The following is a 12032-nucleotide window of genomic DNA, read 5'->3' as shown; positions in this document are numbered from 1 at the left end:
TCTTGATTATTGGTTATTTTCCTAAGACAGTTGAATTATTAAATTTATAATATTTAATATATTTAAAAGATTTTAAATTTAAAAAAATATTTTAAAAGATTTTAAATTTTAAAAAAAATTATTTTAAAAAGATAGGTGATATTAGATGCAACCTTTACAACAACAGAATGCAGGTTATGACAGAGCAATTACTGTATTTAGCCCAGATGGAAGGCTTTTCCAGGTAGAATATGCAAGAGAAGCTGTAAAAAGAGGTACCACTTCCTTAGGTCTTAAGTCAAAAGACGGCGTGGTCCTTATTGTAGATAAAAGAACCGTCAGCAGATTAGTGGAAGCAAAGTCAATCGAAAAGATATTCCAAATCGACGACCACATTGGCGTAGCCACTTCCGGATTAGTTGCTGATGCAAGAGCTTTGGTTGAAAGAGCTAGAATCGAATCTCAGATTAATAAGATCACTTACAACGAACCTATTCTTGTAGGGGGACTTGCTAAGAAGATCTGTGACTTAAAACAATTATATACACAAAATGGGGGTGTTAGACCATTCGGTTCCGCACTCATTATAGGCGGAGTTAATGGCGAAGAAACTAGATTATATGAAACAGATCCAAGCGGAGCCTTAATTGAATATAAGGCAACTGCAATTGGTTCTGGAGTGCAAGCTGCTGTAGATGTCTTTGAAGAAAGATATGAAGAAGACTTAAGCTTGGAAGATGCAATCAACTTAGGCTTAGATGCACTTTATGAAGCTACTGAAGGCAGAACAACTGAAGACAGCGTCGAAATAGCTGTAATTGAAGTTGCAACCCAAGCTTATAGAAAGCTTTCCGATGAGGAAGTTTCTGGCTATGTAAAAGATCTTCTTGAGAGAAATGCTGAAGAGGAAGAGCCAGAAGAAGAAGCTGAAGAAGAAGCAGTAGAGGAAGCAGTAGAGGAATCAGAAGAAGCAGAAGACGCTGCTGAAGAATCTGAAGAAGAAACTTCTGAAGAAGAAGCTTCTGAAGATAAAGATTCTGCTGAAGAATAAAGGCAAGACGATTCATTCGATTGTCAATTGAATGGGAAAATTCATTTTCCCAGTTCAAAAATATTAATTGATAAAAATGTCAGTAAAAAAACTAATCATAAAAAAGGTTATTCTTAGCAAAACTGCTAGAAAAACCGCAAAGAAGGGAATAATGTTTGTTGTGCCTTCAGATTTCTTTGATAGGCATAGGCATTTAGGAAAAATTGTTGACATGATGTAGGATTTTTCTTAAATTCTTTTAAATTTTATTTTTTTGATTGTGGGTTCTTTATTTTATTTTTAGAACTCATTTATCTTTTTATATTTATATATTTTTATTAATTATATTTATTTTATTTACATAATGTATTATTATATTTATTTAGTTTTTAACTATTTAATTAGTATTCATTTAGTTTTTAACTATTTATTAGCATTTATTTAGTTTTTAACTATTTAATTAGTATTCATTTAGTTTTTAACTATTTAATTAGTATTCATTTAGTTTTTAACTATTTATTAGCATTTATTTAGTTTTTAACTATATGGATGTATAAAAGAGTATCAAATTATATTGGATTGGTGAATAGTCATGGTTAATATAGATGATGCTATTATTGCAAGATTAGAATCTTACGGTGAAAAGTTTGAGATTTTAGTTGATCCTGATTTAGCTGCAGACTTTAGAAATCCTGATAATGAAAAAGAAATTGATATTGAAGAGATATTAGCTGTAGAGGAAATATTTAAAGATTCCAAAAAAGGTGACAAGGCTTCAGAGGAATCCATGAGAAAGGTATTTGACACTACAGACGTTTTGGAAGTTGCAGAGCAGATCCTTCATAAGGGAAATGTTCAGCTGACTGCAGAGCAAAGAAGACAGATGCAAGAGGATAAGAGAAAGCAAGTAGTTGCTAAGATAGCAAGAGAGGGAATCAACCCTCAAACAGGTCTTCCTCATCCGGCAGTCAGGATAGAGAATGCAATGAACGAATCTAAAGTTAAGATTGATGCTTTCAAATCAGTGGATGAACAGGTTCAAACAACTTTAAAGGCAATTAAAGTTTTAATTCCAATTAAATTTGAAAAGATAAAAATGGCTGTCAGATTGCCTAGCACTGCTGCAGGCAATGGCTATTCTGCAATTCGTCCATTTGGAACAATCTTGAATGAAGAATGGCAACAAGATGGTTCTTGGATTGCAATTGTTGAAATGCCTGGCGGTCTTCAAGATGATTTTAATCATAAAATGGCTTCCATCTCAGGAGGAGAAGCTGAAACTAAAGTAATTAAATAATTTAAGCTTTTATCAAATGATTGTAGATGTTTTAGTGTATATTTGTATAAATTTTAAATATAGGTGTAAATTATTATAATCAATAAAAATACTTTAATTTTGATTTTAAGTTTATATTTGTATGAATACTTTAATTTTGATTTAAAGCTTAATTTATTATTAATTGCTTTTTTATGTAGTTGAATATTTTTATATACTTATATGGGAAGTATATGTATGATATATGTGAATGAGAAAGATTTAGTAGTTCCTGGAGAATTATTGGCAGAGGATGATTATTATTCAGGAAGAGGAACCTTTGAAGATGATGGAAAAATATGTTCCAAACTTTTAGGGTTGGTTTCTTTAAGAAACAAGAAGATAAGTGTAATTCCTCTAAAAAGCAAATACATTCCGAAAAAAGGAGATGTTGTCATCGGTAAAATCGATGATGTAAGATTTTCAATGTGGGGAGTTGACATTAACTCACCTTACTCTGGAATCTTGCCGGCATCTGAAGTATTCGGAAGAGAGAAAAAGGAATTAAGTAGAGTTTTCGATATCGGTGACGTTCTTTTCTTAAGAATCGTCGATGTCGATGAGGTCAAGAAGGTTAAGTTAGGATTGAAAGGCCGTGGAATGGGCAAGTTTAGAGGAGGAGTCATTGTAGACATCGCTCCTACCAAAGTCCCTCGTTTAATCGGTAAGAAAGGTTCTATGATTAACATGATCAAGGATAAAACTGGCTGTAAGATTGTTGTAGGTCAGAATGGTCTTGTTTGGGTTAAAGGTAATGAAGACATGGAACAAATCGTTAAGAATACCATTAAATTAATCGAAAGAGAAGCTCATACCTCTGGTTTAACCGACAGAGTTAAAAACAAGCTCTGCTTGCTTATTGATGGAGAACTTCCAGAAGAGGAAACTGAAGTCATGGAAGAAAAGGAAGAGATTGTTGAAGAATCCTTTGAAGAAGGCTTGAAAAAGCCTGAAATTCAAGATTTCAGAGATGAAGTTGAAAAAGAAATTGCTGAAGAGATGGCTTTAGAAGAGTCTGAAGAAGACTTGGATGAAGAGTTTGATGATTCTGAAGAACTTGATGACTCTGATGAAGAGTTTGATGATTCTGAAGATATTTCAGATGATGAAGATTTTGATGACTCTGAAGATGATTTGGATTCCGAAGAAGAAATTGATTATGCAGATTCTGAAGATGATGAAGATGAGCTCGCAATAGAAGAATTAGAAGAAAAAGTAGAAACCGAAGAGTTCATGGATGATTCCGATGAGGATTCTGATTTTATTGAAGAGGATATCATCGAATTAGACGAAGATGCAGAATCCCTTAATGAAGAGGATGATGAAGAGGAATTCGATGTCCTTGAAGAGTCTGAAGCAGAAATATTTGATGAGGCGGAAGTCCTTGATGGAGCTGAAGAAATCTCAGATGATGAGCTTGAAGAAGTAATCAATGAAGCGATCTCAGAAGATGAAGAATCTCAAGATGATTCTATAGAAGATGAAAGTGAAGATGAAGAGGAAAAGGAAAAAGAAGAAAAGTCTAAAAAACCTAAGTTTTTAGACACTTTCGAATATATTAACGAACAGAAAAAGAAAAACAAATCTTCTTTTGATTTAAGTCGTGCAGATAATTCCGACTCTCCTACTTTAAACATTTCACAAAGAAGAGGTATCTAAGCAGTTGAATTTTAACTATTCATTATTATTTCGTATTTAATGATTAAATTGATTCTTATTTAAGGATTTAATCTTTTATTCATTATTATTTCGTATTTAATGATTAAATTGATTCTTATTTAAGGATTTAATCTTTTATTCATTATTATTTCGTATTTAATGATTATAATGTGATTTGAAGAGGTGTTTTTTATTATCTCAGAAAATGAAAAATTAAGAGGGGACGGAAGAGCATATGACGAACTTCGTCCGATTAAAATAGAAGCTGGAGTCTTGAAAAGAGCAGATGGTTCAGCTTATTTGGAAGTAGGTGGAAATAAAATTTTAGCATCTGTTTATGGTCCAAGAGAATCTTATATTAGACGTTTATTAAAACCAAACACTGGTGTAATCAGAGTAAGATACAACATGGCTCCATTTTCAGTGGATGATCGTAAAAGACCAGGTCCAGACAGAAGATCAACTGAAATCTCTAAGATTGCAGCTGACGCACTTAGACCTGCATTGATGTTGGAATCTTTCCCAAGATCCATGGTGGATGTTTCAATAGAAGTAATTGAAGCAGAAGGAGGAACCCGTTGCGCTGGAATCACTGCAGCTGCAGTTGCTTTAGCAGATGCTGGAATTCCAATGAAGGACATTGTTGTAGGATGCGCTGCAGGTAAGGTAAATGATGAGATTGTATTGGACTTATCTGAAAAAGAGGATAAGGAAGGACAAGCTGACGTTCCTATTGCAATCATGCCAAGAACCGGTGAGATTACCTTGCTTCAAGCAGATGGAAACTTGACTGAAGAAGAATTTGAAGAGGCTTTGGATTTAGCAATTGAAGGATGTATGAAAATCAGCGAAATCCAACATGAGGCTCTTAAGACAAGATATAGTTCCCAATAGGTTGTGAAAATATGGATATTGTACCTGAAATTACTAGAAAAAGTATTACAAGACTTATAAATGATGGTAAAAGAGCTGATGGAAGAGCTTTTGATGAAAGAAGAGATATTTTCATTGAACCTAATGTGATTGATAAGGCAGAAGGTTCTGCAAGAGTTAAATTAGGAGACACTCAAGTCATTGTAGGTGTAAAGCCAACCATTGGCGAACCATTTGCAGACACTCCTAACTTAGGTGTCTTAATGACCAACTGTGAGCTTTTACCTATGGCTGCTCCTGGATTTGAACCAGGTCCACCAAGCCCTGAATCAATTGAGCTTGCACGTGTTGTAGACCGTGGAATCCGTGAAAGCGAATTGGTAGACCTTGAAAAGCTATGCATTGAAGAAGGTAAGAAAGTTTGGATGCTTTTCATTGACTTGCATGTAATCGATTATGACGGAAACCTCTTCGACTGTGCAAATCTTGCTGTAATGTCTGCATTGCTTAATACAAAATTGCCTGTTGCTGAATACATTGATGATGAAGTGGTCCTATCCGAAGATGAAACAATGGACCTTCCTGTTAGGGACAAATTGGCTTTATCCACTTTTGTAAAGATAGGCAATGGATTGATCTTAGACCCTTCCCTTGAGGAAGAGGAAATCTTGGATGCAAGAATCACAATCGGAGTAACTGATGAAGGAAATCATATCTGTTCTATGCAAAAAGGCGGAGAAGAACCTCTAACAAGAGATGACATTCTCGATGCAGTCCATTTAGCATTTGAAACCAAAGATGATCTTCTTAGTTATCTCGACTAGAAATAAACCGTTTAAAAATTAAATTTAGATATTCATTTATCTAAATTTCTTTTATTTTTTACAAATTAAAATCCTAATATTTCTAATTCAAGAAATTTTATTAATATATAAACTTATTGTAAAAAATGGATATTTTTCATATCTAAAATAAAAAATCAAAGATTTTTTAAAATCCATTATCTTAAACAGCTTTTTTTCATAATGAAAAATATTTGAAAAAATACCCAATTAAACTTTTATATACTTTTCAATTTACTAATATAATATTATTAGTTAATTTTATACTGAATTTTTCTATGTTTAATTAACAATTTTTTATCTTAATACACCTTGTGTGTTAAAGCAATTTTTTATTTAATCTTATGAATTAAGACAATCGTATGTCTTATTAACTTATCAAATTCATATTTATTGTTTATCAATTAAAACGGTTAAATAATATTTTTATTAGGCTGGAAGGATTATAATTAATTAAATAGATTAGTTAAAAAGCCTAATAAGTTTTTATCAATTCAATTTTACTGGAGATATTATAAATGGCTAGAACAAAAAAAGTAGGAATAACTGGTAGATTCGGTGCTAGATACGGAAGAAAAGCAAAAAGATCTGTAAAGAACATTGAAGAAAACATGAAAAAGAAACATGTATGTCCTAAATGTGACAGACCTTATGTTAAAAGAGTAAGCGCTGGAATCTGGGAATGTAAAAAATGTGGTGTAGTATTCACCGGAGGAGCTTACGTACCTGAAACTCCTATGGCTAAATCTGCAACCCGTAGTATTAAAAGAGTTGTTGGGGGAGAATAATTGTATAAATGTCCAGAATGTGGCGAAGAAGTCGACCATAAAGGATACATGGAAAATAAATGTCCTAAATGTAGATATAGGATTTTATTTAAGAAAGTTCCTGAAGTTAGAAAACTCGTTAAAGCAAGGTAGTTATTGATTAATTTTAATTTGCTTTTTTTATATTTAACTAATTTCTAATTTAATTAATCTTAATTAATTTTAGTTAATTTATTAATTTTAATTAATTTATTAATTATCTTAATAACTATTTTAGCTTATAACCTTTTTTAACAATTAATTAAACTATTTTTTAGCTAAATAGTTATTTTTAACTATTTTTAACTTATTTTATTATGCGCTTTTATTTTACTAGTGTTTTTATTCATTTAGATTATTTTATTTATTTTGAAGTTTTATCATAATAATTTTTAATATTTATCAATAAATTAAACTTGTTATACAATTTTAAAGTGATAATATGCTTATTTCCACATCAAGAAAACCTTCACAGAAAACAAGAACCTTTTGCAAGAATTTCTCACATGCATTTGGCTTTGACTATACAAACAGAGGCAAAAGCAGCTTAAGGGATTTGCTTGTAAAGGCCAAGCAACTAGGTCACGACGGTCTCGTTTTGGTCTATCAAATCAAGGGAAACCCAAGCAAGCTGACATTCTATGACCTGGAAGAAAATGAAAGATTGGCTCTTCTCATATCAGTAAACACTACCAATGAGCGTCTTCACATAAAGCCAGAGGAATTGAAGATACGCTCAACAGTTCCAGAATTGGATATTCTAGCAGAAGTTCTAGGGATTGAAGTAACCAAGGAACCTCAAGACTCCAATTATATAAGGATCTCATATGCAGATTATGATGACGAGAGCAATTTTGCAATTTTATATTTCATTAACAAGAAAGGAGAACAGATTGATTTTAGAATCAATGTCAAAAAGATTGTAGAGCCTTAACTGATTACAAGTGATTCATAACATTCATTCTCTTTTTTTCAAAGTTAAATTAAAATAAAAATCTGTGGGGAATAAATATTAGCGAAAAAATATTAGAATCTATCAATAGTGACATCCAAGTTGATTTCAAGGATGAAAAGCAGGCTAAAATAGTCTATGACTCAATTCTCCTTGAATTTGAAACAGCTCCAGACTATCGCTCTTCAATGGAGCTCACTCTAGATGGAAATTCAATAAAAATCAAAATAGATGCCGAGGACGCCACTTCCTTTAGGGCATCAATCAATTCAGCAATCAAATGGATAAAGCTGGCTGTAGAGATTAACGAATTGGTAGAATAGGAAACAAATAATCAAAGCAATTTCTATAAATCAATAGTTTTAATTTCAATAATCAAAGCAATTTCTATAAATCAATAGTTTTAAATACAAATTAATCAATATATTATAGTATAATGTTTTATTAGCATGAATATGATAATTTTGAATATTAAATCAATTAATCAATTCATTATCAGATTTATCAACTAATTAAAAATTTATTTAAAAAAAGATAAGGTGAAAATATGGAAATTCCACAAAATGTACAACATCAATTAAATCAATTCCAACAATTACAACAACAAGCTCAAGCTGTTACCGTTCAAAAGCAAAATGTAGACATCCAATTAAGAGAAACAGAAACAGCTCTCGACGAACTCAAGAAAACTCCAGAAGATGCTGAAGTCTACAAATCCGCAGGTAACTTACTCATTAAGGTTGAACGTGCAAGCACTTTAGAAGATCTTGAAGACAAGGTTGAAACTCTTAAGTTAAGACAGCAAACCATGCAACGTCAAGAAGAAAGAGTCATGAAAAAGCTTGAAGAGATGCAAGCATCCATTCAACAAGCTATGCAAGGCTTACAGGGATAGATAGCCTTAATATTTATTTTAAAGTTGAAACGAATATTTTGACGTTCAAACGAATAAATTATCTAATTTATTCAACCTTAAGGATTAATAGATTATTAAAATCTATTTTTTCTTAATTTTTTTATCTCTAATTTTTTCATTCGTATACTATGAAATAATCTTTCAAATAATCTAAATTTAATTTTTATTAAACTGTCTTAAATTAAAATTGAAATATTAATTATTTTTAATTTAATTAAATCATATTTATTTTGGTGTTATTATGGAAGCAAAATTAAAAAAATTAACTCAAGAGGATATCGACGACATATCTGACTTTTTTGCAGGAGTCATTGATAAGAAAATCGCATCTTCTGTAAAGTCTCAAAAAGAGATTCTTGCTATGGATATTGATATAGAAGTAGCATACAATGATGAAAATGAGGAACTGATGGTAGATGTAGATGTTGATATAACTACAGATGAACTGTCCAACTTATCAGATGAAAAAGTCAATCAATTAATCGAGGACTCTTATGTGGAACTTGATGAATACATTAACGACAATTATAGGAAATGAATAGCATATTCTGTTTAGAATATTATTTTACTAAAACAAATGATTTCAGGTGATCATATGGCAAAAGTGACAAGCATATTTTTCTCTCCATCAGAGACTACAAAAAAAGTTGTAAATCAGATAGCAGAGAACTTCAAAGAGGAAAAATCAATTTGCGACTTATTATATTTCAATGATAAAAAGGAATTTGAGTCCGATGATATAGTTATTGTAGGAATGCCTGTATTTGCAGGAAGACTTCCAAAGACTGCTTCAGAAAGACTATCAAAGCTAACCGGTAATAATACAAAGGCAATTGCTGTTGCAAACTATGGAAATGCTCATGTTAATGATGCATTGATAGAGCTTGTTGACATTCTTAATGAAAACAATTTTGATGTGATTGCAGCGGCTTCCACTGTCAGCCATCATTCCATCTTTGATGGTGTTGCGTTAGGAAGGCCAGATGAAGATGACATTGAAAAGATTAATGACTTTGCCCAAAAGGCAATTGAAAAAATAGAAAATGGAGGCTCCCTTGAATCAGATATTCCAGGAAACAGGCCTTATACAGATTATAAGCAGCTTCCATTTGTTGTGGCATGCGATGTGGATAAATGCGTATTCTGTCTTGAATGTGTTTCAGTATGTCCTGAGAAGGCCATTCCAGATGATGACCCTGCCGATATCGACCTTGAGATATGCTCAAGATGCACTGCATGCATAAACATATGTCCAGAGGATGCAAGATCATTTGCTGGAGATGCTTTCCTATCTAAAAAGCCACTATTTGAAGAGGCAAATGCAGAAAGGAAAGAGCCTGAATTTTATTTCTAAATGGAAATTTTACTTTAATTTTTTATTCAGTTTTATTTCTAAATGGAAATTTTACTTTAATTTTTTATTCAGTTTTATTTCTAAAAAGAAATTTTATTTTTATTTTATATTCAATTTTATTCTTCTTGGCATTGATTAATTAGGTGATTGGATGCAATTGGATTTTAACCATGTCTTAACTCGGATTTCAGATTATGAAAAGCCTATTGTCTTGAATCATGATGTTGTTTTAACAAGGTCTGAAGCCCATCAATTTAAGAAGGGAATAGAAATCAAGCGTGATAATATAGTTATTGATGGAAATGGCCATTCCATTGATGCAAGGGGCAAAAACCGTATTTTCAATGTGCTCTCTAAAAATGTAGTCATAAAGAATTTCACCTTTAAGAACGGATTTTCTGAAAAGTTTGGAGGAGCAATCAGAGTTGCAGGGGAATGTAAGCTCATAAATTGCACTTTTGAGAATAATCGTGCAAAAAAAGGAGGAAATGACATTTCTAACGGCTCTGAATTAAGCATCTGCCATTGTAATTTTTCAGATGCTGATGGTTCAATCAATAATTTAGGTACAATATATCTTTTAAAGGATGAGGAACATGAGATAAAGCCTCTTATTTCTAATAATGGTGAAATTAAAAGAATCATTCCAAAGCATGATGTCTCTTTTCTTATAAATGGTGATAAGGACCATATAAAGGGCGCCCTTATTAGGATAGGGGATAAAAGCGGATTTTCCAATGATGAGGGAGCATGTGTTTTAGAAGGAATCGAAGAGGGAAAACATTCGCTAGAGGTATCTGCTGAGCATTACATCTCATTTAATGGAAATATTGATGTTTCAGAAAATAATGTCCTTTTTGACATTCAGCTAGAGAGACTGATTCAAAGGCATGACATTAAAATTTTAGTTAAGCATAAGGGTGAGCCTGTCAGTGATGCAATTGTTAGCGTTGGCGGCATAAAGGGCTCTACAGATGAAAATGGAGAATGCATCTTTGATGATGTAGAGGAAGGAGAAATATCTGTAAAGGTAAATTCCAATGAATATGAGAATCAGAAGTATACCATCACTGTCTCTGATAATAAAACAACCTTCCCTATTAATTTGGGATTCACTCATTTGATAACTCCATTCCCTGCAAGTGATGAGGATCCTTATATATTTGCCAGCTATTCTCATGATGATGCAAACAGGGTTTTTCTAGAGCTAAAGCGCTTTCATGATTGTGGCTTAAATATTTGGTATGATGAGGGCATTGAATCAGGACTTGGTTGGCAAGGTGTTGTTGAGAGTAAGTTAAAGGCTTGCACTCTTTTTATTGCATTTATTTCAGCTAATGCTGTGGAATCAATTAATGTAAGGCGAGAAATCTTTTTAGCTATTAATAAGAAGATTCCGGTTGTTCCAATATATCTTGAAAAGACTGAATTGCAGTATGGTCTTGATTTGCAGCTGTCTCCAGTACAGGCAATTTTGAAATATGCCATGACTGAAGAGTTTTATGTGGAAAGATGCAGAAGGGCCTTTGTAATGTATGGATTGATGGATGAGGAATAGTCAGACTTTTTAAAAGAGTTTGATTAGAATTTTTTCATTTAAGCTATTTTTCTTTTTTTATTCTTTCCTTTTAAATCATAAACTTTATTTTTTTAGTTATTTCAACTTTTCTAGTATCCTCTCTTTTTTCTTAATGATTTTACAGTTTAAAAAAATTACATAGAAACTTATATAAATTAATATTTAAAGAATTTTAATTAATTATCATTTATTCTAGTTTTTTTAAACATTGTTTAGAAAAATTTGAAATAAATTATGATAAAAATATTATTTTAACAGATATGGTGTTAATATGGCGAATTTAAGTTTTATCAATAATAATTTTAAAATGATTGTGGGAATCTTGTCCATTATCTTAGCGATAGTTGTTTATTTCATTACACCTCCATATATTGAATTTTACTTGATATTTGTATTTTTAATTCCGGCAATAGCCTTGATTGTTCCTAATGATGCAATTAAAAATAGTAGAGCAATAGGTGCTCTTACTTTTATTTTAGTCATTATTGTAGCATATTTTGCAATTAGTGGAATGTTAGGGGCCTATGATGTTCTTACAAATATGTATGTCAACGGTTTAATTAACTCTACTCCTAGTACAAGTGATATCAGTGCTTGCTCTAATGGCTATTTGATGGTATTGATTTATGCATTATTCAATATATTTTGTGGAGCATTGTTCTTTAAACGAACAAGTAGTATTGATGATGTTGATGATGAAGATGCATTTTAATTATATTTTTTAGGA

13 protein-coding genes and 2 pseudogenes are annotated in these 12032 nt (G+C 31.7%); all 15 read left to right on the top strand.

Annotation, left to right across the window (positions count from 1 at the left end; genetic code table 11):
• Positions 1–145 precede the first annotated feature (145 nt).
• A pseudogene (gene psmA, locus MRU_RS06785) lies at positions 146–901 on the top strand (archaeal proteasome endopeptidase complex subunit alpha); the annotation flags it as partial.
• 205 nt (positions 902–1106) lie between these two features.
• Positions 1107–1250, top strand: a complete 144-nt coding sequence (locus MRU_RS11940; protein ID WP_012956155.1) for a hypothetical protein — start codon at positions 1107–1109, stop codon at positions 1248–1250.
• Between the two features lie 351 nt (positions 1251–1601).
• Positions 1602–2306: a ribosome assembly factor SBDS gene (locus MRU_RS06780; protein WP_012956154.1), complete on the top strand. Its 705-nt coding sequence runs from the start codon at positions 1602–1604 to the stop codon at positions 2304–2306.
• Positions 2307–2522: 216 nt separating this feature from the next.
• Positions 2523–3347: pseudogene (gene rrp4, locus MRU_RS12175) on the top strand (exosome complex RNA-binding protein Rrp4); the annotation flags it as partial.
• Positions 3348–4166: 819 nt separating this feature from the next.
• Complete coding sequence (gene rrp41, locus MRU_RS06770; protein ID WP_012956152.1) at positions 4167–4877, top strand: exosome complex exonuclease Rrp41; 711 nt, start codon at positions 4167–4169, stop codon at positions 4875–4877.
• A gap of 11 nt (positions 4878–4888) precedes the next feature.
• Complete coding sequence (gene rrp42, locus MRU_RS06765) at positions 4889–5680, top strand: exosome complex protein Rrp42 (RefSeq protein ID WP_012956151.1); 792 nt, start codon at positions 4889–4891, stop codon at positions 5678–5680.
• Positions 5681–6216: 536 nt separating this feature from the next.
• A complete protein-coding gene (gene rpl37A / locus MRU_RS06760; protein ID WP_012956150.1) occupies positions 6217–6486 on the top strand; it encodes a 50S ribosomal protein L37Ae in 270 nt (89 codons plus the stop codon).
• Entirely contained in the window at positions 6487–6618 is a 132-nt protein-coding gene (locus MRU_RS06755) for a DNA-directed RNA polymerase subunit P (RefSeq protein ID WP_012956149.1), read from the top strand. It begins immediately after the preceding gene.
• 328 nt (positions 6619–6946) lie between these two features.
• Positions 6947–7438, top strand: a complete 492-nt coding sequence (locus MRU_RS06750; RefSeq protein WP_012956148.1) for a Brix domain-containing protein — start codon at positions 6947–6949, stop codon at positions 7436–7438.
• Between the two features lie 62 nt (positions 7439–7500).
• Positions 7501–7779 carry a KEOPS complex subunit Pcc1 gene (locus MRU_RS06745; protein ID WP_338036738.1) on the top strand — a complete coding sequence of 93 codons (279 nt, stop codon included), beginning with the start codon at positions 7501–7503 and terminating at the stop codon, positions 7777–7779.
• A 224-nt stretch (positions 7780–8003) separates the two neighbouring features.
• Entirely contained in the window at positions 8004–8351 is a 348-nt protein-coding gene (locus tag MRU_RS06740) for a prefoldin subunit beta (protein WP_012956146.1), read from the top strand.
• A 262-nt stretch (positions 8352–8613) separates the two neighbouring features.
• Positions 8614–8910: a DUF3194 domain-containing protein gene (locus MRU_RS06735; protein WP_012956145.1), complete on the top strand. Its 297-nt coding sequence runs from the start codon at positions 8614–8616 to the stop codon at positions 8908–8910.
• A gap of 57 nt (positions 8911–8967) precedes the next feature.
• Entirely contained in the window at positions 8968–9726 is a 759-nt protein-coding gene (locus MRU_RS06730) for a 4Fe-4S binding protein (RefSeq protein WP_012956144.1), read from the top strand.
• A 151-nt stretch (positions 9727–9877) separates the two neighbouring features.
• Positions 9878–11284, top strand: coding sequence for a TIR domain-containing protein (locus MRU_RS06725; RefSeq protein ID WP_012956143.1), 1407 nt, complete (start codon positions 9878–9880; stop codon positions 11282–11284).
• 292 nt (positions 11285–11576) lie between these two features.
• Positions 11577–12017, top strand: coding sequence for a hypothetical protein (locus MRU_RS06720; RefSeq protein WP_012956142.1), 441 nt, complete (start codon positions 11577–11579; stop codon positions 12015–12017).
• Positions 12018–12032: the final 15 nt, after the last annotated feature.

The sequence above is a fragment of the Methanobrevibacter ruminantium M1 genome, assembly GCF_000024185.1.
Classification (GTDB): domain Archaea; phylum Methanobacteriota; class Methanobacteria; order Methanobacteriales; family Methanobacteriaceae; genus Methanobrevibacter; species Methanobrevibacter ruminantium.
Note: the sequence above shows the minus strand (reverse complement) of the source record. Positions and strands in the feature narration are given on the sequence as shown.

Bases quoted from the DNA above. Each gene is read 5' to 3' on its own strand.
- MRU_RS06720 (WP_012956142.1), top strand. From the start codon at position 11,577: ATGGCGAATTTAAGTTTTATCAATAATAATTTTAAAATGATTGTGGGA.
- MRU_RS11940 (WP_012956155.1), top strand. From the start codon at position 1,107: ATGTCAGTAAAAAAACTAATCATAAAAAAGGTTATTCTTAGCAAAACT.
- MRU_RS06780 (WP_012956154.1), top strand. From the start codon at position 1,602: ATGGTTAATATAGATGATGCTATTATTGCAAGATTAGAATCTTACGGT.
- rpl37A (WP_012956150.1), top strand. From the start codon at position 6,217: ATGGCTAGAACAAAAAAAGTAGGAATAACTGGTAGATTCGGTGCTAGA.
- rrp42 (WP_012956151.1), top strand. From the start codon at position 4,889: ATGGATATTGTACCTGAAATTACTAGAAAAAGTATTACAAGACTTATA.
- MRU_RS06740 (WP_012956146.1), top strand. From the start codon at position 8,004: ATGGAAATTCCACAAAATGTACAACATCAATTAAATCAATTCCAACAA.
- MRU_RS06750 (WP_012956148.1), top strand. From the start codon at position 6,947: ATGCTTATTTCCACATCAAGAAAACCTTCACAGAAAACAAGAACCTTT.
- MRU_RS06730 (WP_012956144.1), top strand. From the start codon at position 8,968: ATGGCAAAAGTGACAAGCATATTTTTCTCTCCATCAGAGACTACAAAA.
- MRU_RS06735 (WP_012956145.1), top strand. From the start codon at position 8,614: ATGGAAGCAAAATTAAAAAAATTAACTCAAGAGGATATCGACGACATA.
- MRU_RS06725 (WP_012956143.1), top strand. From the start codon at position 9,878: ATGCAATTGGATTTTAACCATGTCTTAACTCGGATTTCAGATTATGAA.